Genomic DNA, 24,923 nt, shown 5'->3' with positions numbered 1-24,923 from the left:
ATCTAGGCGCGCACCAGACCGGTGAGCGGCGCCGTATCGGCACCGGGAAAAACCTTGGTGCCAAGCACAGCTTGCCCAAGCCCAAGGTGCGGTATCAGCACGCCCATGATAACGGCACGCAAATCCGTGGTCGGGGCAAGATCACGCCCCTGATAGAGTTGGTTGGGCGCCAGGCCCGGCCAGGTACCGTGCATCTTCCCGCCATCGACAGCACCGCCCAGGACGAAGGCCGCCGATCCAGTGCCGTGATCGGTGCCGCCGGATCCGTTCGGGACGGCGGTGCGGCCGAACTCGGTCAGTGTCAGGACAATCGTCTGCTGCCAATACGCGCCCAGATTTTCGTGAAGAGCAGCGATCGCCCCGTCAAGCTGCCCCAGGGCCTGCGCCATGCGGCCTTGCGCCAAGCCCTGCCCGCTATGCGTATCCCAGCCTGGGACATCCATCACGGCAATGCGCGGCCCATCCGGCTGCGACAGCATCTTGGCCGCGACCGCAGCCATCGCTGCACTTTGCCGCCGCCCCGGACCAGCACCCGTGCTGCCGATATCCGCTGCCATCGCTTGTGACTCAAGCGCCACGGCAAGCGCACGCGACAGATCCGGCGCCTTGCCGTACATCGCGGCGACCCGCTCCAGGAAATCGTCACTGGCCGCCGGCAGGGCATCCGGCGCCCAGGACGCAACCTCCTGGTTCCCGCGGAGGATGAGCGGAATCTCCGCCCCCAGCGCCAGCCCCAGCCGCCGTTCGCCACCACCAGGCAGCAACGGCAGCAGACGATTGAGCCAGCCATCGGCAAGGCCATGGGGCTGCGTGGAGCCATTCTCCAGCAGATCCTGGCCATCGAAATGCGAACGGTCGCGATAGGGCGTTGCCACAGCATGCACCACCGCAGCTTCGCGCGTATCGTAGAGCCGCTTGATGGTCGGGAGCGACGGATGCAACGCAAACTGGCCGTCGAGCGGCAATGTGCCTTCGGCGGCCCCGGGTTCCGGCAATGCCAGCGCACCGCGCAACGCACGGTAATCCCGGTCACCGACCGGCGGCACGGCATGAAGCCCATCCATGGCGCCGCGCAGCATGATCACCACCAGGCGCTGCTCCATCTCGGCACTGGCGAAGGCGAGCCGCAGCGGCACCGCCGAGAAGGTCGTGAGAGCACCGAGACGCAGAAGATGGCGACGCGACAGCATAACCTATCTCCTCAGGAATTCTGGTGACAGCAGGGCCAGCGCAACACCCTCCGGGCGGCTCGCAGCATTGCGCACCTGGAACACGGTTGCCGTGTCGATATCCCGGCCAGCGACATCGTTCAGAAATCTGACGGGCTCGATATCGCCCGCGCGGTCCGCCGAAGCGCGCGCAAACTCCACCCGCGCCATCAGCGATTCAGGCGCCAGCCAGGCCGCATCCTGATCCGGCCAGCCAGCTGGCGACGGTGCAAAGAAGGGCTGCTGCCCAAGGGTTTTCAAGGCCGCAACGATCCGCTCGCCGGGCAAGGCCTGGGTCGTGCCGAAGCCGCGCAGCAGCGCCACCACCCAATCGTTGGGCGATCGCATCTTGCCAGGCCCCGCAGCCCACGCCTCCGGCCGGTCGATCAGAATCCGATAAAGCACTGCGAGATCGCCGTCGGTTTGCCGATAGCTTTCGGCCAATGCTGCCACCAAAGCAGCCGGCGGCTCATCCGCCGCAAAATGGCGCGCGAGCTTGGTTGCAATGAACTTGGCCGTCGCCGGATGCCGGGCGAGATCATCGATCGCGTGCGCCGCCTCATCGGCGCCGGCCTCCGCATAGGTGCGACCCAGCAAAGTCTTGGAACCCGGTTCATGCAGAGCCGGCACGAAGACGGTACCCTCGCCCGCATTCTTCGGCCGGATCGTCCAGCCGGTGAGAATGTTGGCGAGCGCACGCACATCGTCCTGAGTGTAGCCACCGTCGACGCCCAGCGTATGAAGCTCCATCAGTTCGCGGGCGAGATTCTCGTTGAGCCCCTTGTCCCGCTTGGCACCCAGCCGCGAATGCGCCCCCACGGATTTCGCATTGTCGAGATAAAGCAACATCACTGGATGGAGAGTGGCAGCACGCAGCAGGTCGGCAAAGCGGCCGAAAATATGCGGCCGGATCGCCGCCTGTTCATAGGCGCCGAGCAAGCCGATCAATTGCGGCCGCGTGCCGGAAACCGTGAAATGATTGGACCAGAATTGTACCAGTCGTTCCTGGAACGGCACGGCTGTCCCGATCTGTGCCGCAAGGCGTGCACTCACATCATCGAGATAGAGCGTGCGCAAGGCAGCACGCAATTGCAGCTTGGCGGCATCATCGGCCTTCTTGGCCTTGAGATCGGGGAGTTGCGCCAGGAGTTGCGTCAGCCGCTGCGCCACATCCGGCCGTGCTGCAAGGCTGGCCGGCAATGACGGTTCGGCCACGATCTGCGCACGCAGCCACCCTTTCGGGTCGCCGCCGATCGCCTGCAGATCGCCCGGCCGCGCGCCAAGCCCAAACCGGTTGGCGGCGATGACAGCGAGGTCAACCACATCACTCTCCTCGGTTTTGAGAGGTGCGAGATTTTTACGGGCGCGGCCCCATCTGGCGCCAGCCTTCGGCCCATTCATGGCGTTGTTCTGGCGTCAGCTCTGCCGCAATTTCGGAAAGGCCCTGCTGCGACAAATGGAGGATCGTGCCCGCCGATTGTTCCAGCTCGGCCAGTGCCGCGTCGAACTTCGCTGAATCAAAAGGCTCGGCTGCCAGCGCATCGGCCACCTGCACCTTGATCGTCCGGATATTGTCGCGTGCTGCCTTGAATTCCGGCCCGCGATCCTTCAGCTTCTCGCGGATGATCGGTTTAAGATCCGGCGGCACAGTCGCCATGATCATGCCGCCCCTGCCTTCCGGACCGCCCATCGGCCCGTGCATGCGGCCGGCTATCATGCCACCCACCAGGAACAGATTGAGACAGAGCGAGACGATCGCCCCGCCCAGCAGCCATTTTGCCTTGGCGCCGGAAATGGTCATCAGAAATCTCCAACATCATTGGCGGCGTAAAGCACGGACGTGATGTCCAGATCCTGCTCATCCGCCGACGCCGTCGAATTGCCCCAACCGAGCGCAAAGCCCATCATCAGCGACAGGATGGCCGCACTCGCCGCCATCCGCGCCGGCGACACGAAGGCCACCAGCCAGGAACCACGCCCCGCCGCTTGGCGCTGATGAAGGAGGCGCTGCTGCAATCCGGTAGGTGCTGCCTCCAGACGCAATGCGCGTCCCAGCAATCCTTCGAACTCGTCATCCCGCATTTTCTGTGTCATCGATCCGATCCTTCCAACCTGGCGCGGATATCCCGCTTTGCCCGCACCAGCAGCGATTCATAAGCCTTCAACGAAATCTCCATGGTCGCCGCAGCTTCGGCGTTGCTGAGGCCCAGCGTGTAGCAAAGCGTCATCGCTTCGCGCTGTCGTTCGGGCAGCTCCGCCATGGCCGTGCGCACCCGCACTTCCTGCTCATGCGCCAGCAGCACCGCTTCGGCACCAGGCGTCGGGTCCACCACCGGCAAATCCGGATCCAGCTGTTCGGCGCGCGGCTTGCGGCGCGTGTCGATACAGAGGTTCATCGTCACCCGGTAAAGCCAGGTCGAAAACTTTGCCTCGCCCGGCCGCCAGCTTTCCGCCTTGCGCCAGGCCCGGGTGAACGCTTCCTGGGCCGCATCCTCGGCATCGGCACGCGAACCGGTGACGCGCAGCGCCAACGAGAACACGCGCGAGAGATGCCGTTCCATCAATTGCGCAAAGGCGGTTTTGTCGCCGGCGGCGATGCCGGTCATCAGGCGATCGTCATCGTCCGCCGCCTTGCTGGCTGCCGTACCTGGGGCCGCAATGTCCGGCACATCCTGTTGCGCGTGCTTCTGGTCTATCAAGACAACTCCCGCCACTCCGGTCCCGATACGTCTATCGGGACCGTTCCGAGCGGCGATTATGGCCATGCCATCGTGCATCGTGCCAGCCCTTTACCAACCCAGCCTTCTAACTATCCAGGTTCAAGGCAAGACCGGTGCGTCATCATCCTGGGGGCCATCGCCCTTATGGTGCTTGGGCAATTCGTCCTTGACGATCTTGCCATCGCCATTGTCATCCATGCGCGCAAACATCTTGTCGCCAAGGGCGTTCCACTCGGCCAGCGAGACTTTGCCGTCCTTGTCGTTATCGAGGCGGGCAAGGCCGTCTTTGCCATCCTTCAGTTTGCCGTCATGGGGCGGACGCATCTTGGCCAATTCGTCAGCCGTCACCGCGCCATCCTTGTTCGCATCAGCTTCGGCAAAGGTCATGCGACCCTTCTTCGGCCATTCAGCCTCTGTCACCTTGCCGTCTGCGTCGGCATCGAAGCGCTTCAGGAACTTGGCGCCCATATCGCCCTGCTTGCCTTCCATTTTGGCATGCATGGCATCACGGAATGTCTTCATCTCGTCTGCACTGATGACACCATCGCCATTCGCATCAACCGTCTTGAAATGCGCAGCGCGCTCGGCGTCGAATTCGGCGCGATCGATGCCGCCATCCTTGTTGGTATCGGCATTCGGCCAGAAGCCCATGCCAGGGCCGCCCAAATCCGCAAAAACGGGCGCTGCAGCCGTCAGCATCAGGCCGACAACGCCGCCCAACAGCATGAGCCGATTGGAATTTTTCATTCTAGGGTCTCCGTCACGTGGCGCTGCCAATGCAGCCCCTTCATGACGTTACACGGCGACCCGCGCCATACCCTGCGCGGCGGCCCTGCGCGACACTACGCGCCAGCCCCGTAGGGCTCGGCGCCTACATCTCGCCGGAGCTCAGCACCCCGTCGCCATCCGTATCCAGGCTCTGGAACAGATCGTTGCCGCTTTGCATATATTCATCGAGGGTCATCAACCCGTCGCCGTCGATGTCCTGGCCCTGGAACAGGCGCGACCCGCCATGGGCCATGGCCTGGCTCATCTCGTCAGGCGACAATGCCAGATCGCCGTTGACGTCCGCCTGGTTGAAGAAGCTCATGCGGGCGGAATCGAAATCGATACCGGACATGCCTTGCTCGGCGCCGATGACACCAGGCATGAATGAATCGTCCTGTGCCGCGGCAGCGGGTGCAAAGCCAACCGACAGCAAAAGAACCACCAGCGATTTTTTAAGATGGCGCATCGGCCGATCAGGCATTCAAGCCCTGCCGACCCATATCCAGGAATTTCTGGCGGCGATCGCCGCGAATATCGTCGCCCGGCTGATTGTCGAACTTCACCAACGCTGCCTCGATGGCATCGCCAAGACGCGCCGCTGTTTCGCCGCGTGCGCGATGGGCGCCACCCAAGGGCTCCGCCACGATCTCGTCGATGACACCCAATTGCTTCAGATCTTCCGCCGTGAGCTTCAGCGCCTCGGCTGCATCCTTCGCCTGCTCGGCACTCCGCCACAGGATCGAGGCACAGCCTTCCGGCGAGATCACGGAATAGACCGAATGTTCCAGCATGATGATGTGGTTGGCAGCAGCCAGCGCGATGGCGCCACCGGACCCGCCCTCGCCAATGATGGCCGAGACCAGGGGCACCTTGAGCTTAAGGCAGGTTTCGATCGACCGCGCGATGGCCTCGGCCTGCCCGCGCGCTTCCGCTTCGACACCCGGATAGGCGCCCGGCGTATCCACCAGCGTGATGACCGGCAGTTGGAAGCGGTCAGCCAGTTCCATCAGGCGGATGGCCTTGCGATAGCCTTCAGGCTTCGCCATGCCGAAATTGTGGCGGACACGGCTTTGCGTATCGTTGCCTTTTTCATGGCCCATGATCACCACCGGGCGGCCGCGGAAACGGCCGAGGCCGCCCTGGATGGCACGATCATCGGCAAAGGCCCGGTCGCCGGCGAGCGGCACGAAATCGGTCACCAGCGCCGCGACATAGTCACGGAAATGGGGCCGTTCCGGATGCCGCGCCACCAGCGTCTTCTGCCAGGCGGTGAGCTTGGCATAAGTGGCCTTCAGCAGCTTGTCGGTCTTGCTCTGCAGTTTGGCGACTTCTTCGGCGATGTTGATGTCACCGCCGGTGGCCACATGCTTGAGTTCAGCAATCTTGCCGTCCAACTCAGCAATCGGCTTCTCGAATTCGAGGTAGGTCGCCATTCTCTCACTTATCTCCTTGGGCAGCGCCCGGGGTCTGTCGGCCCGTTACTTGGCGCCCGAAATCTGTCGTGCCTTGGCAAGTAGCACCTCGGCCTGGCGGATAGAAGCCAAATCGATCAGGCGGCCGTCAAGGGAAACTGCCCCTTTGCCTTCCTTCTGCGCCTGGGCCATGGCTTCCAGGATACGCTCGGCCTTGGTGACTTCGGCCGCGGCAGGGCTGAACAGCTCGTTGGCCATGCCGATCTGGGAGGGATGGATGGCCCATTTTCCCTCACACCCCAGCACATTGGCCCGGCCACCGGCAGCCCGGTAGCCATCGGCATCGCCGAAATCGCCAAACGGACCATCGACCGGGCGCAAGCCATTGGCGCGCGCGGCCACCACCATGCGGGCGATGGCGTAGTGCCACATGTCACCCCAATGCACGTCGCGCCCGCCTTTCTCGTCCTTGTCGGTCAGGACCGAATAGGCCGGGTTGGCGCCGCCGATATTGGTGGTCTTGGCCTTGGTCGACGCCGCGTAATCGGCAACGCCGAAATGCAGGCTTTCATTGCGCTTGGACGCCGCCGAAATGGCGTGGACATTCTGCATACCGAGCGCCGTTTCGATGATCATCTCGAAGCCGATACGCTTCTTGCGCCCGACCGCGGCCTCGCATTGCGTGACCAGCATGTCGACGGCATAGACGTCCTCAGGCGTGCCCACTTTCGGAATCATGATGAGGTCGAGGCGCTCGCCGCCCTGCTCGATCACGTCGACCACGTCGCGGTACATGAAATGGGTGTCGAGGCCGTTGATGCGGACCGACATCTGCTTGGTGCCCCAATCGATGTCGTGAAGCGCCTGGATGATATTCTTGCGGGCCTGCGCCTTATCGTCGGGGGCGACCGCGTCCTCAAGGTCAAGGAAAATCACGTCAGCTTCAGACTTCGCTGCTTTTTCAAAGAGTTGTGGCTGAGACCCAGGGACGGCCAGTTCGCTGCGGTTGAGACGCGCGGGGGCCTGCTCGACGATCTTGAAGCTCATCTTTTCAATTCCTGCCCAGTGGTTGACTTGTTATTGGCCCGGGGGTCGGGCTGCTGTCAATCCTTGCCTTTGCGCTGCACAATGCCTGTGCCGGAAACGGCATTCTTTGGCCGCGCAGGACCTGGAATACCGGAAATTCACGCGTTTGGCTGGATTAACGCTTGGTCCGTGTGATTTTGCTTGTTCCGGCCCCAGGTTTGGCACCGAGTTTGGCAAGGGGGTGGTGGGCCTCGACCAGGGTCTTGAGGCGTTCCTGCTGCACATGGGTATAGATCTGCGTGGTAGCGATATCGGCATGCCCCAGCATCTTCTGCAGGCTCCGCAGATCGGCCCCATGGTCCAGCAAATGCGTCGCAAATGCATGCCTCAAGACATGGGGCGAGATGCGGGCGGGGTCGATTCCGGCCTTGAGACCGATCTCCTTCAGCAACTGCCCGAAACGCTGGCGCGTGAGGTGCCCTTCCTTGCCCCGCGAGGGGAACAGGAAGGGCGAGGTGGTGCCCTCGGCCAGAAAGCGGCCCCGCAAGGCCAGATAGGCGCTGAGCGCCGCCTTGGCGGGCGGGTTGAGCGGCACCAGCCGCTCCTTGCCGCCCTTGCCACGCACGGTCAGGAAAGGTTGGTCTCGCAACATGACGGCAACCGGCATCTTGACCAGTTCGCTGACCCGGAGGCCCGTCGCATAAAGCAGCTCGATCATGGCGAGCAGCCGCACACCTTCCGCGCCATCCAGACTGCGGCAGATATCGATCAGCGCTTCCATCTCCGCTTCGGAGAGCAGCTTGGGCAGCGGGCGGCCGAGCTTGGGTGCATCGAGTGCCGCCGTGGGATCATCCTTGCGCCGGCCGTCCTCGACCAGGAAGCGGTAGAATTGTCGCAAGGCCGAGAGCCGCCGCGCCTGGGTGCGGGGGGAAAGATCATGATCGGCAAGATGGCCGAGATAGGCCCGCAGATCATCGGAGCCAGCGGCCCCAAGGCCGGTCCGCCGCTTGTTCAGAAAGACGGCGGCGTCCTCAAGATCGCGGCGATAGGCGGCAAGGGTATTGGCGGCGGCATTGCGTTCCGCCGCCAGCATCTCGAAGAAGGCGCCAAGCGCCGCTTCTTGTGTCACAGGCCGGCAAGGACGGCGATTTCGCGGGCAATGCGGCGCGAATCCGCCTCCAACCCCAGATCGGTCAAGCTGCGCAAGGCGGTCCCCAAGGTCGCTGGATCGGCAGCAATGGCGCGATCGCCCCCGATGCCAATGAGGGACAGCGTGATGGTCTCACCCTTCCGTTTGCCGGAAGCCGCCGCCACGATCTCGGCGCTGGGTGATCCCAGGACGATGATGGGGGCTGCCTGAAAGCCACCGGCGACAGCGGACGCCACCGGCTGGTTAAGGCCGGAGAGCAAGGCATAAAGGAGTTCGATGCGGGGATTGGTGGTGCCGCTGGCCTTGGCCCAGGCAGCGACCGGATCGCCGCTACCCGGCAGGCCGGCCACGCGTCCCAGGAGGTCGAGGCCTTCCTTTTCACCCGGTGCCTTGAAGGCCCCCTGATTGGCGGCAACCGTGTTGAGCCAGTAACCGCCTTTGTCGGCCTGACCGGTGACAAACATCAACCGCGCCGCTTCCGGCGCGAACCAGGAGAGTTCGTGGGCCGGCGCGATACCGCGCGCCAGGGGGCCGTAAAGCTGCGCCTGGTTGAGATAATCGCCCCGCTGGCGGGCTTTCTTGAGGGCGGCGTCGATCACCCGGGCCTTCGCCGCCGGCACGCCACCACGATAGGCGGCCTGATAGAGCTGGGCACGCAATTCGACCGTGTCGCTCATGCCGATGGCGGTCGCCGGATCGGCGTTTCCAGCTGGCACTTGTAAATACAAGTCGCCCAATTCTTGTGCCGGAATGAGGCCCAGTTTGAACGCCTGCTCGGCGGCCGCCACGCGCTCCGGCAATGGTCGGCCGGCGTCGCGCGCGATCATCACGGACCCACCGGCGCCAACCGGCACCACGGGCGCGGCGCCCACGGCGCCCGGCGCCGGCATGCCGACAGTCTTCATCAGGGCCACATTGAGCGGGTCAGGCGCCGCCACGGATTTGGGCACGCGCTTGGTCTCGCCATTGGCAAGTGCCGCAAGGGCGAGGAAGTCCTTGGTCGCAGGGTCGGCGTCGTTGCGTTCCCGCAGGAGATCGAGGCCAAGCGAAGCGGGATCGTTCTGCTGGCGCATGATCTGGCAGAAGATGACGGCGCGGCGGAAGAACAGGCTGGGCGCCTCGCCCCGCGCCTGGATGCCGTCGACCTGCTGGCAGGCGCCGCTGGTATCGTTGGCGAGCAGTGCCTTCTCGACCGCTTCCTGGGGATCCATCGGGCCGGTCATCGGCACGCCTTGCGTGAGACCGATCGCGTCGTCGTTGAAACCCATCTGATGGAGCTTGTCGGCACGAATGGGCGTCAGCGGATCGACAGCGGCAGTGGCACCGGCACTGGGTGCGGCCGACATCAGCAGGCGGCGCTGCAAATCGCTCAAGGCCGGCACGCCGACCGGTGCCGGCAGCTTCGGGATGAGGCCCATCAGGCGCGAAACTTCGGAGCCCTGCCAGAGATCCGGACCGAAGCCGCCATTGCTGGCGTCCAACTGAGCGGCAGCAGGTGCGGCAGCGGCCGGCGCCGGGGCGGCACCCGGCAAGGGCTGGGTGGCCCCAACACCTGGTTGCGGCAAGGGTTCGGCGGGCGGCAAAGGCTGCGCCGGCGGCAAGGGCGCCGCTTCGATGCCACCGGAAGGCGGTGGGACCGGTGCACCGGGGGCTGGCGTAGCCGGGGCAGGATTGGCCGGGGGCAGCGGAACACCCAAAGGCGTGGGGTCGCCGGACAAGGCCCAGGTGGGAGAGAAGGACGCTGCGATCAGAAGGCCGGCGCCCAGGACAGCCCCGGTTACGTGCGGCCTGCGCAGGCCCTGTATTTGGGCGATGGGGCTATTGCAGCGAAAGCCGGTCATTCGGGATCTGCAATTCCACCTGTTGCGTGGGGGCCGGCAGCTTGTAGGTGCCAAGGAAAACGATCCCCCCTGCGAGGACCAGGATGACGATGCCGAGAAGGCTGAGGAGTGGCTTGCTCATGTCTGAAATATCAACCGCTTAACGATTGCCCGCAACGATGTGACGAAAGATGGCCGACGGCATGGACCGGAACCGGCGGCTGGATCAGGCGCACCATGCCACAGCGCTGGATTCGAATGCTAGTTCAAATACTAACGCATATTTTGCCCCCGTCGGGCGGTCACAAGGCTGTGACGGCTGGCCGGAGCACCCCAGGACTTGGGTCGGGAGCAGGGTTGGAGACTTAGCCCGGTACTTGGCAGCCGGCCTTGACGGCCAAACCTTGACGGCCAAACCTTGACGGGGGGGCCAAGCGCCTGATACCCACGCCGAATGGTCGAAACGGTTCAAGATAGCAGTGCCTCCAGCAGCTCCGGAAATCCCCGGGCGATGCCGCGCGACAACAGCGATCGCGCCCTCGACAAGGTGTTCGGCCAGGAGGTCCTGGCCAAGATTAGGCGGCCAATCGTGCTGGTGGGCCTGATGGGTGCCGGCAAGAGCTGCATCGGCAAGCGGCTGGGCAGTCATCTCGGCCTGCCCTTCGTCGATGCCGATCGCGAGATCGAGACGGCGGCCGGCTGCTCCATCCCCGATATTTTCAGCCTGCATGGCGAGAAGGCATTCCGCGATGGCGAGCGCCGGGTGATTCAGCGCCTGCTCGGCAATCCGGTCCATGTGCTGGCGACCGGCGGCGGTGCCTTTGTCGACCCGACGACGCGTGCCATGGTCAAGGAGCGGGGCCTGTCCATCTGGATCCGCGCCGATCTCGATTTGTTGCTCAAGCGTGTCTCACGCCGCAACGACCGGCCATTGCTGCAGAATGTCGACCCACGCGCGAAGCTCGCCGAACTCATCGACCTGCGGCATCCGTTTTATGCCGAAGCAGACGTCATCGTCGACAGCGCCGATGGCCCGCCGGAAGTGACGCTGGGCAAGGTCATGGAAGCGCTGCACGAATATCTCAATCGCGCGCCAGGCAGCGCGCCATGAACGCGCCGCAGATAGACCGTTCGAAGCCGGATCGCCTGCGCGTCGATTTGGGCGAGCGCAGCTATGACATCCTCATTGGCCGAGGCCTCATTGCCGCGGCTGGCGAACATGTTCTGCCGCTGCTCGCCAAGCGCCATGTCGTCATCATCACCGACGCCAACGTGGCAAAGCTGCATCTTGAGGCGCTGGAGCATGCGCTGACCCAAGCCGGCATCAAGGTCGACAGCATCATCATGCCGGCCGGCGAAGCCACCAAGAGCTTTGCCGAGGTTGAACGCCTCACCGCCCTGCTGCTCGACATGAAGGTCGAGCGCGGCACCACGCTCATTGCCCTGGGTGGGGGCGTCATCGGCGATTTGACCGGCTTCGTGGCCGCGATCACGCTGCGCGGCATCGATTTCATCCAGGTGCCTACGACCCTCCTCGCCCAGGTGGATTCGTCGGTGGGCGGCAAGACCGGCATCAACACGCCGCATGGCAAAAATCTGGTCGGCGCCTTCTATCAGCCACGCCTGGTGCTGGCCGATACCGCGACACTGGATACGCTCAACCGCCGTGAACTGCTGGCGGGCTATGCCGAGGTGGTGAAGTACGGGCTCATCGACGAGCCGGATTTCTTCAGCTGGCTGGAAGCCAATGGCATCGACGTCATCGAGGGCGACGAGGCTGCACGGCGCCACGCAATCGGCGTTGCCTGCCGCGCCAAGGCCCGCATTGTCGGCGCCGATGAACGCGAGAGCGGCGCCCGCGCCCTCCTCAATCTCGGCCACACATTCGGCCATGCGCTGGAAGCAGAATGCGGCTTCACCGACGAGCTGCTGCACGGCGAAGGCGTCGCCATCGGCATGATCATGGCCTTCGATCTTTCGGTGACCCTGGGCCTGTGCCCCGCAGCGGATGCCGCCCGCGTCCAGCGTCATATGGCGAGCGTCGGCCTGCCCACGGCGCCGGGCTCGGTGCAGGGCCGCTTCTGGTCGGCCGAGCGCCTGATTGAACATATGGGCCGCGACAAGAAGGTGAAGGATGGCCGTGTCGGCTTCGTGCTGGCACGGGGCATCGGGAAAACTTTCCATCCCGCCTATGTCGATTTGAGCCAGGTTGCGGCCGTGCTGGAAACGGCCATCGCGGCCTGATCCGGCACCGTGTAGTCTGGGACGGTCGCAGAGCAGCATTTTCCACGGCATTTGGGGACGAAGATGGATTCGATCCTGTTGAACCTCGTTGCTCTGATCGCCCTCGTCGTGTGTTCCGCCTTCTTTGCCGGATCCGAGACCGCCCTCACCGCTGTCTCCAAGGCCCGCATGCTCACACTCTCCAACCAGGGCTTCAAGCGCGCCATCGTGGTCAACACCCTGCGCAGCCGCATGGAGCAGGTGATCGGCACCATCCTGCTCGGCAGTGCCGCCGTGAACAGTTTCATCGCCATTCTGTCGGCGCAGATTTTTGCGATCTATTTCGGGGATGCCGGCGCCGTCTATGCCGGTATTTCGGCAACAGTGTTGATCTTCGTGCTGGGCGAAGTGCTGCCGAAGACCTTTGCCATCAACCATGCTGATCGTTCCGCCCTTACGCTGGCACCGATGGTCCTAACACTGGTGCGCATCACCAGTCCCATTACCCATGTGACGCAGCTGATCTGCAGCGGCATCCTGCGGCTGTTCGGCGTGAAGGTCATCAACGAACCCGGCGCCGAGGAGCGGATCGAGGAACTGCGCGGCGCCATCGCACTCCATGCCGGTGCCGACGAGGAGATCCGCGAAGCTGGCCAGATGCTGCATTCGATCCTCGATCTCGAGGATGTGCCGGTTTCCGACATCATGGTGCACCGGCGCAACATGACCATGATCAATGCCGACCAGCCGGCTGAAACGATGGTGGCCGAAGTACTGCAGAGCCCGCATACGCGCCTGCCGCTCTATCGCGGCCAACCCGACAACATCATCGGCGTGCTCCATGCCAAGGCCTTGCTGCGGGCGATCCAGGCCAATCAGTGGAAGCTCGACGGGCTCGATATCCTGGCGCTGGCCTCACCGCCCTGGTTCATCCCCGACCAGACCAATCTGCTGGCGCAGCTCGAAGCTTTCCGCAGCCGGCGTGAGCATTTTGCCATTGTGGTCGATGAATATGGCGCGCTCATGGGCATCGTGACCTTGGAGGATATTCTCGAGGAGATCGTCGGCGATATTTCGGACGAGCATGACATCAAGGTCGAAGGGGTGCAGTTGCAGCCGGACGGCAGCCTGGAAATGGACGGCACCGTCACCATCCGCGACCTCAACCGCGAATTCGGCTGGCGGCTGCCGGACGAGGAGGCATCAACCATCGCCGGCCTGGTCCTGCATGAGGCGCAGCAGATCCCCTCGCCCGGCCAGGTGTTCGTGTTCTTCGGCTTCCGCTTCGAGATCCTGGAGCGGCAGCGCAACCAGCTGACGCGCCTCAAGGTGACGCCGCCCGCGGAACCCGGTGCCGGCAGCCCCGAGCCGGCCGGTGATCGCACCCGGGGGCGTGCCGCATGACCACGTCCCGGCAAAACCTGGCCCAGCAACATCTGCCTCTCCAAGATCTGCCCGAACCGGCAGCGCGGGAAGCGCTCCACACCCGTCGCTATGATTTCCGCGGCTATCGCCGCGCCGATGGGCTGTTCGACATCGAAGGCCGCATGGTCGACACCAAGGACTATGCCTTTCCCAACGATTGGCGAGGGATGGTGGAGGTGGGCGATCCGGTCCATGACATGCGCATCCGCCTGACCCTCGATGATCGTTTCGTGGTGCAGGACATTGCCGTCGTCACCGCTGCCTCGCCCTTTGCAATCTGCGGTGATATCACGCCGGCCTTTGATGCCTTGAAGGGCACCACCGTCGCCAAAGGCTGGTCGCGAGCGCTCCGCGACAATTTCACCGGGACGCATGGCTGTACGCATCACGTCGAAATGCTGCGCGCCATGGGCACGGTCGCCTTCCAGACGATCTTTGGCTATCGCGAAAAGGCCAAACGCGATGCCGGGCGCGAGGCAGGTCATCCTAGGAGCGAAGACCCACCGGCCGGTTCAATGCCCGCAAAACGCCCTGCCTTCCTGGACACTTGCCATGCCCTGGCCAGTGACGGCGAGGTCGTCAAGGCGCATTGGCCGCAATTTTATCAGCCGGTTGCGGACAGTAAAAAACCCGACTGACCTGCGGAACCGACCGATGGCAGGTCCGTTAGTGTTCAGTTGATTTTCGACTTCTTAGCCCCGGACTATGTTGGCCAAAAGCCATGATTGGCGGGCCATGGTCAGCGGGGTGATGAATGGGAGCTGCAGCAAATTGATCGAGGGTTCACAGGTCCTCACCGGACGGGTCGAACAGGCTAACCCAGGACTGCCCACGCAGGTGCTGGGCGACTGGCGCCCCACCTACTTTATGCGTGTCATGCTCGCGTTGCATGTGCTGGCCCTTTTTGCCCTGGCATTTCAGCCGGCCTGGTGGCCCTGGGTCGTTGGTGGACTGCTGGCGCTCCATTTTGTCATTGGCCTGGTGGTGGTCTTCCCGCGCAACGGTATGATCGGCGCCAATATCACGCGCCTACCGCAAGGAGCAGCAGCGCGGGGTGAAATCGCGCTCACCTTCGATGACGGCCCGAATCCCCAGGTGACACCACAGGTCCTCGATTTGCTGGAAGCGCAGGACGTGCGCGCGACTTTCTTCTGCATCGCCAGCCACGCGCTGGCACACCCCGATCTGGTGCGGGAGATCGTCCGTCGCGGCCATCATGTCGAGAATCACAGCCACCAGCACAGCTTCGGCTTTTCACTCTACGGTTATGGGCGGCTGGCCCGCGACATCGATGCCGCGCAGGCAGCCCTCACCGGCATCACGCGCCGCGCGCCACGCTTCTTCCGGGCGCCAGCCGGCATTCGTGGCCCGTTTCTCGACCCGATCCTGCAACGCCGGGGCCTGCGCCATGTCTCATGGACCCGGCGCGGCTTCGACGCGATAGAGCGTGATCCAGCGCGGATATTGTCACGCCTGACCCGAAATCTTGCCGGCGGCGATGTGCTGCTGCTGCATGACGGCGGTTCGGCGCACACAAAGCGTGGCACGCCTGTCGTGCTGGAGGTTTTGCCCGCACTGCTGGAACAGGTGCGCCGTCGCGGCCTGCAACCAGTGACACTGTCGACCGCCTTTGCTGGACCGCAAGTCGACAAAAAAACCGGGCCGGTCCTTTCGGACTAGCCCGGTTGTCTCGTGGTTTGGCGACTGTCTGCTACTTGGCCGCAGGCCCCTTCGCCTCTGGCATCTTGCCGCCACCCGATTGTGGCAGCGGCTGGGCACCGGCCAACAATCGGTTGACCAGATCGCTACCTTCGGTAAAGCCGGCTTCTTTCAGCAGCTGATCGATCACCGGAGCATTGGCGCGGTAGGACAGCAACTGGCCCATCAGTCCATCCATGCGGTTGCCACCGGAATCGCCTGCGATGTTGTTGCCGGGCAAACCGCCACCCATGTCGATGATGCGAACGTCGCTGATCTTCTCCAGCGGGCGCACGGATTCCGCAATCGCCACCGGGATGATACGCAGGCGTTCGCGCATGATTTCCAGCTCGATCATGGCTGATGACAGAGCGTTGCGCGCCTCGTTGATCTTGCGCTGACCCTCGGCCTCGACCTCATAGGTCTTGGCCTGCGCCTCGGCACGGATCAGGGCCGCATCCGAATCCGCCTTGGCACCGGTACGGACAGCCTCGGCGCGGTCTTCGGCAGCACTGCGCTCTGCTTGCGCCTGGACCGTCACTTTGGTCGCTTCCTGTTCGGCTGCTTGACGCGCCTCGAGAACGGCAACCTGCCGCTGACGTTCGGCGATCGCCACCTGCTGTGCGGTCGCCACCGATTCTTCGGCCGCGATGGCAAGGGCGCGGGATTTTTCGGCTTCGGCACGCGCGTCCGATTCCGCCCGGCTGCGATCGGCAACCGCAATCGCGCGGTCCTGATCGGCCAGTTCGATGTCGCGCTTCTTGCCGATTGCCAGCGTCTCGGCGGTACGGTCCGCTTCGATCTTGCGCTGCTGGATGGCGAGTTCTGCCGAGATGCGGGCCTGTTCCTGCGCCTGCTTGGCCTCCGCCTCACGCAGGGCCACGGCCTGCTGGGTGGTAATGCGCGCTTCGTTTTCCGCGCGCTGCGCCTCTGCTTCTTTTTGCGCTGCAGCCGCGCGGGTTTCCGCCGTCTTGTTGACAATATCGCGTTCCTGCGACAGCTCGGCCTCCTTCTTCTGGCGGTCGATCTCAAGCGTTTTCTGGCGCGCTTCAAGATCCTGTTGTGCAATCGCGACTTCGGCATTGCGGACCGTGAGGTTCCGCTCTTGACGCTTGGCTTCCGTGATCTTGGTCAGCGCCGCCAAACCCTCGGCGTCGAAGGCATTGTTCGGGTTGAAGTACTTGGTGTCGGTCTGGTCGAGCTTGGTAAGCGAGGCACTCTCCAGCTCAAGGCCATTGAGTTCAAGCTCGCTCGCGACTGTTTCCTGCACGCGCTTCACGAAATCGGCGCGCTTTTCCTGCAGGTCGGCCAGAACCATGGTAGCAGCGACCGAGCGCAGAGCGTCGACAAACTTCGCTTCCACCAGTTCACGCAACTGATCAGCCTCGTTGGTGCGATCACCGAGCGTCTGCGCGGCAAGAGCAATCGACTGCTGATCCGGCTTCACGCGGACGTAGAACTCGACGCCGATATCGACGCGCATGCGATCCTTGGTGATCATGGCTTCGGCATTTTCACGCCGCACGTCGAGGCGCAGGGTCTGCAGATTGACCCAGCGGATCGATTGAAACACCGGCAAGACGATCGAGCCGCCGTCGAGCACGACCTTCTGGCCACCAAGGCCGGTCCGCACATAGGAGCGGTCTTTCTCAGCCCTGGCATAGAGACGCGCGATCACCAGGCCAATCGCCAGGATGGCCACCAGGCCAATCACCGCCGGCAAAGCAACAGCAATCACCAGATCAATCATCTCAGTTTCCTCCCACTGTCGTGCGACAGCTGACCATCAGCCTCAGCCACGACACAAAACAGATTACAAATTGCGGATATGCACTAGACGACCAGGTTGGGGTCTGCGGCGATGACGAGGTATTCGGTGCCGCGCCGCTCCGTCAGCAGCACGACGGCGCCGGTCGGCAGGTTGATCCCCGGACCAGCCGCCCGCACCCAGGTCAAATGCCTGTTGCCATGGACGTCCTTCACCAGGACACGGCCGATCTCCTGTTCCGTGACCGGCCCCAGAGAGACGGTGCCGGTCAGGCCGATAAGATCGTCCCGTGTCACGACATAGCTTTCGTCGCGCGGCACGATGCGGCCGATCAGCCGGCTCATGCTGCGCGTAGCAGGGATCGCCAACACAGCGGCGGGAATCACGGCCATGAATGCGGGTAGGAATCCGATAACGAGATGCGCCAATGCCTGAATGAGATATCCGACAGCGGTAAAGGCGCCCAGGAATCCCATCAGCCAGACCAGCAGCGGTACGCGCCCGGCATTCAGCCAGTCCCAGGCCGTGCCAAACATGCTGCCTTCGCCGGCATGCACATCAAGCCCGCTGGCGGCCATGCCGCCATGGTCGAGATCGGGTACGTCCGGCGTGTCGATGTCGAACATGGCATCGATCTTGGCCGACAACGAGATACCCATGAACATGCTGACGATTTCGATCGCCAGAAGACCCAGAAGGATCAAGCCGGCGATCGCAAATGGCCGCGTACCAGAACCGGAGATGAACTCCAGCACAGACCCGTCGTTCACGTGATGACCTTTCTCAGCCTTTGTTGTCGGCCTTTAGACGCGCAAGGCGTTCCTTGATCGCATGTTCCCGCGCCATACGGTTCAGCTCATCGATGGCGTTGGCCTGCTCCTGGCCGGAACCGGCAGGGACACCGCTCACCCGGGAGATCGCCGCCGTGGCGCGCTCTACCTTGGCAGCTGCGCCATTCTTGCTGATACCGGTTGCACCGACCGTCTCGGTCTCGATGGCGCGCTGCGCCTGACGCATTTCGAGAAGGCGCTCCTCTGCCTCGCGCCGGCTCGCCTTGACGGCGTCCAGCGATTGGTTGAGTTGGGCAATGCGATCAGCGACATCGACCAGCAGGCGATCAAGCACGCCGGCCTGGGCTTCGATATCCATCTGGCGGGCAATGCCGCTTTCGGCAAGATCATCGCGGCCCTGGCCGACCGCCAGGCGGATTTTCTCGTCCAACGCTTCTCGCTCGCGCATCAATTCCTTGCGGCGCGCATCGACACGGTGTTGTTCTGCCATGGCCTTGCCGAGTTCGCCACGGACTTCGTCGGCGGCGCCGTCAATGTCACGGATCGCCTGCTCCATCACCGCCTGCGGATTGCTTTGCTCGGCAGCCGTGATGGCGGCATGGGTCATGCCTGAAATGACGCGGCCGATCCGATTAAGCGCACTTTCCGTTGCCATGTTCTTCTCCTTCAAGGCGGTTTCGACAAAGGCCAACTCGGCCGAGATCAGGAACTCGAAGCGTGAACCCAGATCCACCAGACGGGCGGGCGCACTACCGCGCCAGTTATCGCCATAGTCCGCGACGGAGAACGGTACGATTACCCTGCCGTCCAACGTCGCCAGCGACAGGGATTGGATACCCCGCACCGAAAACAGCTTGTCGTCATAGGGCATGCCCTCGACGATCTGGCCCTTGCGCCGCTGCGCCCAATCTTTGAGCGCCAGCACGACGCTCTGGGCCGGGAGATGCGAGCGCGCGCGGGCCGGTTCGTAATACTGCCGATGCAACGCCACCAGATCCGCCGATTGGGCGTCGGGCACCGTTGTGTCCAACCAGGCCAGCAGATCGGCATAAGCGTCCAACATGCGCCGGAGCGTGGCGGCAGCCGCTGCGTCCGGATGCAAAGCCAACCGACACTGTCCGTAAGTCTTGTTTCGACGCTTCTCAATCATTGAAATATCATAAAGGACTCATTTTGTCCTTTTCAAGACTATTCGAAGGCTGTTTAAAAAAATAATCGAGCAAGGGCTGCAGACGAGATTGCGCGCGGCGTTAACCATTATTCGCCCCGGCGTCCTGCTAATGCGCCTAAAACATGTAGGGAAAGGCGGAGATTTTTCAATCACCCCCACCAGCAATCGCCCGGTCAAACTTCCCCGGGCGCCTTCACGACCAGGGCCAGTGCATGCACTGGCCCGGCAAGGTCCTCGGCAAGTACGCCGTAGACCAGGCGCTGGCGGTCGACGCGGTTTTTGCCGGCGAAGGCTGCGGCCGTGATCTCGACCTTGAAATGCGTTTCGCCGCTTTCCTTCCAGCCGGCATGACCGTGATGCTGGTTGGTTTCATCAATGACATTGAGCTGTTCAGGGGCGAAGGCCGCCTGCAGCTTTGCCGTCATGTCATCCGCGACCCGTCCCATCGTCAGCTCCTTACGCGGCAGCGCCGCAGCACTTCTTGTACTTCTTGCCGGAGCCGCACGGGCATGGGTCGTTGCGACCGACATGGACGACGCGGCGCGTCGGTGCCTTCGGGTTGAGTTCGCCGTCGACATAAACCCAGCGGCCTTCTTCGCGGCGGAAGGTGGCGCGTTCATGATGGATGCCGTTCTGGCCCTGGCGGCGGAAGCGCGCGGTGAATTCGACCTCGCCCGTCGTATCGTCCTTGCCGCCGCCGACCACTTTCATGATCTCCAGCCCGCGCCAGTCGATCTCGTCGACCATCACCTGGCCATGGGCCCAATCGAAGGGCTCGTCCATGTCGGTGGCGTGGGTCTTGTCGATGTAATCGAGGTTGCCCAGCTTGAAGGCCGTGTAGCGCGAACGCATCAGCGCCTCGGCGGACGGGGCTGCGGCGCCGTTGATCAAGGGCAGGCAGCAGGCTTCGAGTTCTTTACCTGAGCCGCAATGGCAAGTGGTCATAGCTTGGGTATCCATTATAAAAATTGTGTCGCCGCATTGACTTAGACTGCGACATGTCATCCGGCAAGCGTCGCCGCCCTTGCGGGATAGCGTCCCGCACCTCATACTTAACTTCATGTCGAAAGAACAGACCATCCGTCACCGGCGCCGGCGCCAGTTCGATCCGGACCCGCCACCGCGCCCGACGACCTGCGACCATGCCGGTTGCCAGGAATCTGGCACGTTCCGGGCGCCGAAGGCGCGTGACCGGCTCAACGACTATTACTGGTTCTGCCTTGACCATGTGCGCGAATATAATCGCACCTGGGACTATTATTCGGGCATGGGGCCGGAAGAGATCGAAAAATCGGTGCGCTCGTCGATTGTGGGCGATCGGCCGACCTGGAAGCTTGGCCAGCGTAGCGCCAGCGGGCGGCAGTACAAATTCGCCTCCGGCACGCGTTTCGATCTGTTTCCCGAAGAGGTTCAGGCCGAAATCGAAGCCCGGATGGGCCAGGCCAAGCGCCAGGCGGAGAAAGAAGCCAAGGCCCGCGCCCGGCGGAAATTGTCGGCGGAGGAGCAGGCATTGGCGGTGTTGGATCTGGCGCCGCCGGTCGATTGGGATGCCATCAAGACGCGCTACAAGACCCTGGCCAAACAATTGCACCCCGACTCCAATGGCGGCGACAAGGCAGCCGAGGAGAAGCTGAAAGTGGTCAATCAGGCCTACAGCACCCTGAAGCGTGCCGCGATCGACTGAATCAGCCGGTCTGCTGGCCCCTTCTCTGCTTTTTATTTGGGCACAATTGCATCCCATGGCGAAAGCAGGGCTGCTTTGCAGGGAATAGCCTAGTCACCATCCTGGAATTGCCCTAAAAAGAGCCCCCTTTTGAAGACGTTAACGAGCTGACGAGCCCCATATCATGGTCACCCAGAATCTCGCCCAAATCGACAAATCCTCGACGCCCGATATCAACATCTCGGTCCGCCAGATGTTTGGTCTCGATTCCGAGCTGCAAGTGCCGGCCTTCAGCCAGCGCACTGAATTGGTGCCGGATGTCGATGACAGCTATCGCTTCGACCATGACACCACCATGGCCATCCTGGCGGGCTTTGCCTTCAACCGCCGCGTCATGATCCAGGGCTATCACGGCACCGGCAAATCGACCCATATCGAGCAGGTGGCGGCGCGCCTCAACTGGCCCTGCATCCGCGTGAACCTCGATAGCCATATCAGCCGCATCGACCTCATCGGCAAGGATGCGATCGTCCTCAAGGACGGCAAGCAGGTGACCGAGTATCGCGAAGGCCTGCTGCCCTGGGCGCTGCAGCACCCGACCGCCCTGGTGTTCGACGAATACGATGCCGGCCGCCCGGACGTGATGTTCGTGATCCAGCGCGTGCTCGAAGTCGAAGGCAAGCTGACGCTGCTCGACCAGAACAAGGTCATTCGCCCGCATCCCGCTTTCCGCCTGTTCTCGACCGCGAACACGGTCGGCCTCGGCGACACGACCGGCCTCTATCACGGCACGCAGCAGATCAACCAGGGCCAGATGGACCGCTGGAACATCGTTGCGACCTTGAACTACCTGCCGCATGAAGACGAAGTGAACATCGTGCTGGCGAAGTCCCCGACCTATGACAACGAAGCTGGCCGCAAGTCCGTCAACGCCATGGTGGCTTGTGCCGAACTCACCCGCGCCGGCTTCATCAATGGCGATATTTCGACCGTGATGAGCCCCCGCACCGTCATCACCTGGGCCGAGAATGCGCGCATCTTCGGCGATGTCGGTTTTGCCTTCCGCGTCTCCTTCCTCAACAAATGCGATGAGCTGGAGCGGCCGGTGGTCGCCGAATATTACCAGCGCTGCTTTGGGCAGGATCTGAAGGACGCGGCGACGCAAGCCCAGATCCGGGCGTAACCGAACGGGTTGGGGTAGAGATGTCGGGACCGAAGAATCCGGTCGAGGAATTCCGCCGCGTGACAGCCGCCACGATGCGCGCGATTTCCGGCAATCCGGAATTGCAGGTGAGCTTTGCCCCCAATCAGGGGCCGAGCGGCATTTCCGGCAATGAGGCGCGCCTGCCTTTGCCCGGGCGGCATTTGCCGACAGCGGACGTTGCCCTGACGCGCGGTGAATCGGACGCCATCGCCCTCAAGCTCAAGCATCACAACCCGAAGATCCATGCCCGCGAGGCACCGAAGAGCCAGCTCGCCCGCGAGATCTTCCAGGCGCTGGAAACAGCGCGGGTCGAGGCCATTGGCGCCCGGCGCATGGATGGCGTGAAGCAGAATCTGAGTGCGGCGCTTGACGAGCATTGCCGGCAAAAGGGTTATGTGCGCGTGGGCTCGCGCCAGGAAGGGTCGCTGCCCGATGTGCTGCGCCTGCTTGCCCGCGAATGCCTGACCGGCCAAGCCGTCCCGGAACTGGCCAAGGGCATGGTCGATCTGTGGCGCGGCGACCTGCCGCAAAAGGTGCGCGAAGATATCGAACGCTTAGGGGAGACGCTGGGCAACCAGAAGGCCTATGCCAAGGCAACGCGGCGCCTCCTTGCTAACATGGAGCTCGAAGCCTCGGAAGACGATTTCGATCCCGAGGATGACGACCAGGAAAATCAGGACGATCCCGACCAGGACAACCCCGACGACCAGCAGCAGACCAAGGGCAAGGAACAGCAGAAATCCGACGCCCAGATGGAAATGGAATCGGAAGCGGCCGAGAGTGCCGCGGCCGAGGCCGAGGACGTCGATGCCGACGAAACCGAGATGGAGATGGACGCGGAGACCGGCGACGAAAAGCCAGGGTCACCTAAGCGTCGCAACGAACCCGATCTCAGCCGCCGTAACGAAACACCCTATAAGCCGTTCACCACGCAGTTCGACGAGATCGTCGATGCGGCCGATCTCTGCGATCCGGAAGAATTGTCACGGTTGCGGCAGCTGCTGGACCAGCAATTGACCGCCCTGCAGACCGTGGTGGCGAAGCTCGCCAACCGCCTGCAGCGTCGCCTGCTCGCCAAGCAGAACCGCTCGTGGAATTTCGATCTCGAGGAAGGCATCCTCGATGCTGCCCGCCTGCCGCGTGTGGTCGTCAATCCCGACCTGCCGCTCTCCTACAAACAGGAAAGCGATACCGAATTCCGCGACACCGTCGTCTCGCTGCTCATCGACAATTCCGGCTCGATGCGTGGCCGACCGATCACAGTCGCTGCCATGACCGGCGATATCTTGGCGCGGACGCTGGAACGCTGCGGTGTCAAAGTCGAGATTCTCGGCTTCACCACCCGCATGTGGAAGGGCGGGCAGTCGCGCGAGAGCTGGATCGCGGCTGGCAAGCCCGGCAATCCCGGCCGCCTCAACGATCTTCGCCACATCATCTACAAATCCGCCGATGCCCCCTGGCGCCGTGCGCGCAAGAATCTCGGCCTCATGCTGCGCGAAGGTATCCTCAAGGAGAATATCGACGGCGAAGCCTTGCTCTGGGCCCATAACCGCATTGCCGTGCGGCCGGAACAGCGCAAGATCCTGATGGTGATCTCGGACGGTGCGCCGGTCGATGATTCGACGCTCTCGGTCAATCCCGGCAACTATCTCGAACATCATCTGCGCGACGTCATTGATTGGATCGAGACGCGCTCAGCCGTCGAACTGGTGGCGATCGGTATCGGCCATGACGTCACCCGCTATTACCGCCGCGCGGTGACCCTGGTGGATGCCGAGCAATTGGGCGGCACGGTGCTGGAGCAGCTGGCGTCATTGTTCGACGAAGACAATCGCCGTCCCGGCAAGAAGAGCGCCTTCGGCGGCTGACTGCCTGACGCCTGACTGCCTGACGCCTGAGGCATTTAGCGCAAATGCCGGTTGGCACCACAGCGACCAATGCCATCGACGCGACTCGGGTTTCCGGTCTATGAGTGAATCTGACTTGCCGGGCCTTGATTTGTCAGGTCCTGCGCCCTGCCTTCACCGCCGGAGACCGACCATGGCTGCCATCCTTCGCACAACGCTCGCCGCGGCCATGTTGCTGTGTCTGCCGCTCGCCTCGGCCCAGGCCGATCTCGCCGCTGCCGAAGCCGCCATCGCCGCCAAGGATTACGATGCCGGGATCGCTGCCCTGCAGCCGCTGGTCGATGCCGGTGACGGCTATGCGACCTGGAAGCTTGCAGCCCTCTATCTTGATGGGCATGGCGGGTCGGTGGAAGAAGGCATCAGCCTGCTGAAGAAGGCAGCGGAAGCCGGCGAGCCGGATGCTCAGGCTCGCCTCGGCGTCATGTACGCCAAAGGCCAAGGCATCGAGCAGAACGATACCGAAGCCTATAAATGGTTGTCGCTGGCAGCGCGCGGCGCCTCGCCCGGCATTTCACGCACAGTGGCCGAGACCAACCAGACGGTGGTCGGCCAGCGCCTCTCCGCCAGCCAGCGCAGCGAAGCAAAGACACAGTCGGACGCTGCCGCCACGGAATATCAGGCGGCGCCTGCTGCTGCGCCGACGCCAACACCGGCACCAGCGCCTGCGCCCGCGGAGACCGAAGTGGCTGCCGCTCCTGCTGCCGAGCCTGCCACGGACAGTGGCATTCGCCTCCAATTGGCTTCGGTGCCAAATGAGAGCGACGTTGATGGCGAATGGAAGCGCTTGAAGAAACGCATTGGCGCGCCGCTTGCGGGCCTAGATCTCCATGTCGAACGCGCCGACCTCGGCAGCAAGGGCATCTACTACCGCCTGCAGGCCGGGCCCTTCGCCGATCGCAGTGCTGCCACCTCTGCCTGCCAAGACATCAAGGCTGCCGGCGGCGACTGTCTGATCGTCGGCCCGTAACC

Annotated in this window: 26 protein-coding genes; 9 read left to right on the top strand and 17 right to left on the bottom strand. The window is 63.2% G+C overall.

Going from position 1 to position 24,923, the window contains the following annotated elements; translation table 11 throughout:
- Nucleotides 1-2 precede the first annotated feature (2 nt).
- The 12 genes from AC1DWZ_RS12380 to AC1DWZ_RS12325 form a co-directional block, all read right to left on the bottom strand.
- Nucleotides 3-1,190, bottom strand: coding sequence for a DUF1501 domain-containing protein (locus tag AC1DWZ_RS12380; RefSeq protein WP_477169198.1), 1,188 nt, complete (start codon nucleotides 1,188-1,190; stop codon nucleotides 3-5).
- A 3-nt stretch (nucleotides 1,191-1,193) separates the two neighbouring features.
- A complete protein-coding gene (locus AC1DWZ_RS12375) occupies nucleotides 1,194-2,531 on the bottom strand; it encodes a DUF1800 domain-containing protein (protein WP_477169197.1) in 1,338 nt (445 codons plus the stop codon).
- Nucleotides 2,532-2,565: 34 nt separating this feature from the next.
- The gene (locus AC1DWZ_RS12370) at nucleotides 2,566-3,009 is read right to left on the bottom strand and encodes a periplasmic heavy metal sensor (protein WP_477169196.1); all 444 of its coding nucleotides are present in this window, start codon (nucleotides 3,007-3,009) and stop codon (nucleotides 2,566-2,568) included.
- Nucleotides 3,009-3,302, bottom strand: a complete 294-nt coding sequence (locus AC1DWZ_RS12365) for a hypothetical protein (protein WP_477169195.1) — start codon at nucleotides 3,300-3,302, stop codon at nucleotides 3,009-3,011. The genes AC1DWZ_RS12370 and AC1DWZ_RS12365 overlap by 1 nt, the downstream gene beginning before the upstream one ends.
- Nucleotides 3,299-3,907, bottom strand: coding sequence for an RNA polymerase sigma factor (locus AC1DWZ_RS12360; protein WP_477169194.1), 609 nt, complete (start codon nucleotides 3,905-3,907; stop codon nucleotides 3,299-3,301). The genes AC1DWZ_RS12365 and AC1DWZ_RS12360 overlap by 4 nt, the downstream gene beginning before the upstream one ends.
- 120 nt (nucleotides 3,908-4,027) lie before the next feature.
- A complete protein-coding gene (locus tag AC1DWZ_RS12355) occupies nucleotides 4,028-4,675 on the bottom strand; it encodes a hypothetical protein (protein ID WP_477169193.1) in 648 nt (215 codons plus the stop codon).
- A gap of 124 nt (nucleotides 4,676-4,799) precedes the next feature.
- Nucleotides 4,800-5,162, bottom strand: a complete 363-nt coding sequence (locus tag AC1DWZ_RS12350; protein ID WP_477169192.1) for an EF-hand domain-containing protein — start codon at nucleotides 5,160-5,162, stop codon at nucleotides 4,800-4,802.
- Between the two features lie 7 nt (nucleotides 5,163-5,169).
- The gene (locus AC1DWZ_RS12345; RefSeq protein WP_477169191.1) at nucleotides 5,170-6,129 is read right to left on the bottom strand and encodes an acetyl-CoA carboxylase carboxyltransferase subunit alpha; all 960 of its coding nucleotides are present in this window, start codon (nucleotides 6,127-6,129) and stop codon (nucleotides 5,170-5,172) included.
- 45 nt (nucleotides 6,130-6,174) lie between these two features.
- The gene (locus AC1DWZ_RS12340) at nucleotides 6,175-7,155 is read right to left on the bottom strand and encodes an HpcH/HpaI aldolase/citrate lyase family protein (protein ID WP_477169190.1); all 981 of its coding nucleotides are present in this window, start codon (nucleotides 7,153-7,155) and stop codon (nucleotides 6,175-6,177) included.
- Between the two features lie 154 nt (nucleotides 7,156-7,309).
- Nucleotides 7,310-8,263 (bottom strand): site-specific tyrosine recombinase XerD, encoded by a 954-nt coding sequence (xerD, locus tag AC1DWZ_RS12335; RefSeq protein ID WP_477169189.1) that lies wholly within the window; start codon nucleotides 8,261-8,263, stop codon nucleotides 7,310-7,312.
- The gene (locus AC1DWZ_RS12330) at nucleotides 8,260-10,125 is read right to left on the bottom strand and encodes a hypothetical protein (protein ID WP_477169188.1); all 1,866 of its coding nucleotides are present in this window, start codon (nucleotides 10,123-10,125) and stop codon (nucleotides 8,260-8,262) included. The genes xerD and AC1DWZ_RS12330 overlap by 4 nt, the downstream gene beginning before the upstream one ends.
- Complete coding sequence (locus AC1DWZ_RS12325) at nucleotides 10,103-10,246, bottom strand: hypothetical protein (RefSeq protein WP_477169187.1); 144 nt, start codon at nucleotides 10,244-10,246, stop codon at nucleotides 10,103-10,105. The genes AC1DWZ_RS12330 and AC1DWZ_RS12325 overlap by 23 nt, the downstream gene beginning before the upstream one ends.
- Nucleotides 10,247-10,615: 369 nt before the next feature.
- Between AC1DWZ_RS12325 and AC1DWZ_RS12320 the strand changes: the two genes are divergently transcribed.
- The 5 genes from AC1DWZ_RS12320 (at nucleotide 10,616) to AC1DWZ_RS12300 (ending at nucleotide 15,432) form a co-directional block, all read left to right on the top strand.
- Nucleotides 10,616-11,215, top strand: a complete 600-nt coding sequence (locus AC1DWZ_RS12320; protein WP_477169186.1) for a shikimate kinase — start codon at nucleotides 10,616-10,618, stop codon at nucleotides 11,213-11,215.
- Nucleotides 11,212-12,348 (top strand): 3-dehydroquinate synthase, encoded by a 1,137-nt coding sequence (gene aroB / locus AC1DWZ_RS12315; protein WP_477169185.1) that lies wholly within the window; start codon nucleotides 11,212-11,214, stop codon nucleotides 12,346-12,348. The genes AC1DWZ_RS12320 and aroB overlap by 4 nt, the downstream gene beginning before the upstream one ends.
- Nucleotides 12,349-12,411: 63 nt before the next feature.
- Nucleotides 12,412-13,731 carry an HlyC/CorC family transporter gene (locus AC1DWZ_RS12310; RefSeq protein ID WP_477169184.1) on the top strand — a complete coding sequence of 440 codons (1,320 nt, stop codon included), beginning with the start codon at nucleotides 12,412-12,414 and terminating at the stop codon, nucleotides 13,729-13,731.
- Nucleotides 13,728-14,390 (top strand): DUF2889 domain-containing protein, encoded by a 663-nt coding sequence (locus AC1DWZ_RS12305; protein ID WP_477169183.1) that lies wholly within the window; start codon nucleotides 13,728-13,730, stop codon nucleotides 14,388-14,390. Before AC1DWZ_RS12310 ends, AC1DWZ_RS12305 begins: the two co-directional genes overlap by 4 nt.
- A 133-nt stretch (nucleotides 14,391-14,523) precedes the next feature.
- Nucleotides 14,524-15,432, top strand: a complete 909-nt coding sequence (locus AC1DWZ_RS12300) for a polysaccharide deacetylase family protein (RefSeq protein ID WP_477169182.1) — start codon at nucleotides 14,524-14,526, stop codon at nucleotides 15,430-15,432.
- 31 nt (nucleotides 15,433-15,463) lie between these two features.
- Here AC1DWZ_RS12300 and AC1DWZ_RS12295 read toward each other — a convergent pair whose 3' ends face one another.
- From AC1DWZ_RS12295 to AC1DWZ_RS12275, 5 genes are all read right to left on the bottom strand, one after another.
- The gene (locus tag AC1DWZ_RS12295; protein ID WP_477169181.1) at nucleotides 15,464-17,200 is read right to left on the bottom strand and encodes a flotillin family protein; all 1,737 of its coding nucleotides are present in this window, start codon (nucleotides 17,198-17,200) and stop codon (nucleotides 15,464-15,466) included.
- A gap of 83 nt (nucleotides 17,201-17,283) precedes the next feature.
- Complete coding sequence (locus tag AC1DWZ_RS12290; protein ID WP_477169180.1) at nucleotides 17,284-17,988, bottom strand: OB-fold-containig protein; 705 nt, start codon at nucleotides 17,986-17,988, stop codon at nucleotides 17,284-17,286.
- Nucleotides 17,989-18,001: 13 nt separating this feature from the next.
- Complete coding sequence (locus AC1DWZ_RS12285; protein ID WP_477169179.1) at nucleotides 18,002-19,117, bottom strand: PspA/IM30 family protein; 1,116 nt, start codon at nucleotides 19,115-19,117, stop codon at nucleotides 18,002-18,004.
- A 236-nt stretch (nucleotides 19,118-19,353) separates the two neighbouring features.
- Nucleotides 19,354-19,626: a BolA family protein gene (locus tag AC1DWZ_RS12280; protein WP_477169178.1), complete on the bottom strand. Its 273-nt coding sequence runs from the start codon at nucleotides 19,624-19,626 to the stop codon at nucleotides 19,354-19,356.
- Nucleotides 19,627-19,636: 10 nt separating this feature from the next.
- On the bottom strand, nucleotides 19,637-20,125 hold the full coding sequence (locus AC1DWZ_RS12275) for a YchJ family protein (protein ID WP_477169177.1): 489 nt from the start codon (nucleotides 20,123-20,125) through the stop codon (nucleotides 19,637-19,639).
- Between the two features lie 115 nt (nucleotides 20,126-20,240).
- Between AC1DWZ_RS12275 and AC1DWZ_RS12270 the strand changes: the two genes are divergently transcribed.
- From AC1DWZ_RS12270 to AC1DWZ_RS12255, 4 genes are all read left to right on the top strand, one after another.
- Nucleotides 20,241-20,864: a DnaJ domain-containing protein gene (locus tag AC1DWZ_RS12270; RefSeq protein ID WP_477169176.1), complete on the top strand. Its 624-nt coding sequence runs from the start codon at nucleotides 20,241-20,243 to the stop codon at nucleotides 20,862-20,864.
- Nucleotides 20,865-21,027: 163 nt separating this feature from the next.
- Nucleotides 21,028-22,026, top strand: a complete 999-nt coding sequence (cobS, locus tag AC1DWZ_RS12265; RefSeq protein WP_477169175.1) for a cobaltochelatase subunit CobS — start codon at nucleotides 21,028-21,030, stop codon at nucleotides 22,024-22,026.
- A gap of 20 nt (nucleotides 22,027-22,046) precedes the next feature.
- On the top strand, nucleotides 22,047-23,915 hold the full coding sequence (cobT, locus tag AC1DWZ_RS12260) for a cobaltochelatase subunit CobT (RefSeq protein ID WP_477169174.1): 1,869 nt from the start codon (nucleotides 22,047-22,049) through the stop codon (nucleotides 23,913-23,915).
- Between the two features lie 172 nt (nucleotides 23,916-24,087).
- Nucleotides 24,088-24,921: an SPOR domain-containing protein gene (locus tag AC1DWZ_RS12255; RefSeq protein ID WP_477169173.1), complete on the top strand. Its 834-nt coding sequence runs from the start codon at nucleotides 24,088-24,090 to the stop codon at nucleotides 24,919-24,921.
- Nucleotides 24,922-24,923 lie beyond the last annotated feature (2 nt).

Source organism: Dongia sp. P2_B8, assembly GCF_056404715.1.
Note: the sequence above shows the minus strand (reverse complement) of the source record. Positions and strands in the feature narration are given on the sequence as shown.

Excerpts from the sequence above, each read along its gene's own strand:
- cobT (WP_477169174.1), top strand. The coding sequence starts at position 22,047 with ATGTCGGGACCGAAGAATCCGGTCGAGGAATTCCGCCGCGTGACAGCC.
- AC1DWZ_RS12320 (WP_477169186.1), top strand. The coding sequence starts at position 10,616 with ATGCCGCGCGACAACAGCGATCGCGCCCTCGACAAGGTGTTCGGCCAG.
- AC1DWZ_RS12270 (WP_477169176.1), top strand. The coding sequence starts at position 20,241 with ATGTCGAAAGAACAGACCATCCGTCACCGGCGCCGGCGCCAGTTCGAT.
- AC1DWZ_RS12370 (WP_477169196.1), bottom strand. The coding sequence starts at position 3,009 with ATGACCATTTCCGGCGCCAAGGCAAAATGGCTGCTGGGCGGGGCGATC.
- AC1DWZ_RS12275 (WP_477169177.1), bottom strand. The coding sequence starts at position 20,125 with ATGACCACTTGCCATTGCGGCTCAGGTAAAGAACTCGAAGCCTGCTGC.
- cobS (WP_477169175.1), top strand. The coding sequence starts at position 21,028 with ATGGTCACCCAGAATCTCGCCCAAATCGACAAATCCTCGACGCCCGAT.
- AC1DWZ_RS12365 (WP_477169195.1), bottom strand. The coding sequence starts at position 3,302 with ATGACACAGAAAATGCGGGATGACGAGTTCGAAGGATTGCTGGGACGC.
- AC1DWZ_RS12340 (WP_477169190.1), bottom strand. The coding sequence starts at position 7,155 with ATGAGCTTCAAGATCGTCGAGCAGGCCCCCGCGCGTCTCAACCGCAGC.
- AC1DWZ_RS12305 (WP_477169183.1), top strand. The coding sequence starts at position 13,728 with ATGACCACGTCCCGGCAAAACCTGGCCCAGCAACATCTGCCTCTCCAA.
- AC1DWZ_RS12355 (WP_477169193.1), bottom strand. The coding sequence starts at position 4,675 with ATGAAAAATTCCAATCGGCTCATGCTGTTGGGCGGCGTTGTCGGCCTG.
- AC1DWZ_RS12310 (WP_477169184.1), top strand. The coding sequence starts at position 12,412 with ATGGATTCGATCCTGTTGAACCTCGTTGCTCTGATCGCCCTCGTCGTG.
- aroB (WP_477169185.1), top strand. The coding sequence starts at position 11,212 with ATGAACGCGCCGCAGATAGACCGTTCGAAGCCGGATCGCCTGCGCGTC.
- AC1DWZ_RS12345 (WP_477169191.1), bottom strand. The coding sequence starts at position 6,129 with ATGGCGACCTACCTCGAATTCGAGAAGCCGATTGCTGAGTTGGACGGC.
- AC1DWZ_RS12350 (WP_477169192.1), bottom strand. The coding sequence starts at position 5,162 with ATGCGCCATCTTAAAAAATCGCTGGTGGTTCTTTTGCTGTCGGTTGGC.
- AC1DWZ_RS12280 (WP_477169178.1), bottom strand. The coding sequence starts at position 19,626 with ATGGGACGGGTCGCGGATGACATGACGGCAAAGCTGCAGGCGGCCTTC.
- AC1DWZ_RS12325 (WP_477169187.1), bottom strand. The coding sequence starts at position 10,246 with ATGAGCAAGCCACTCCTCAGCCTTCTCGGCATCGTCATCCTGGTCCTC.
- AC1DWZ_RS12380 (WP_477169198.1), bottom strand. The coding sequence starts at position 1,190 with ATGCTGTCGCGTCGCCATCTTCTGCGTCTCGGTGCTCTCACGACCTTC.
- AC1DWZ_RS12255 (WP_477169173.1), top strand. The coding sequence starts at position 24,088 with ATGGCTGCCATCCTTCGCACAACGCTCGCCGCGGCCATGTTGCTGTGT.
- AC1DWZ_RS12295 (WP_477169181.1), bottom strand. The coding sequence starts at position 17,200 with ATGATTGATCTGGTGATTGCTGTTGCTTTGCCGGCGGTGATTGGCCTG.
- AC1DWZ_RS12330 (WP_477169188.1), bottom strand. The coding sequence starts at position 10,125 with ATGACCGGCTTTCGCTGCAATAGCCCCATCGCCCAAATACAGGGCCTG.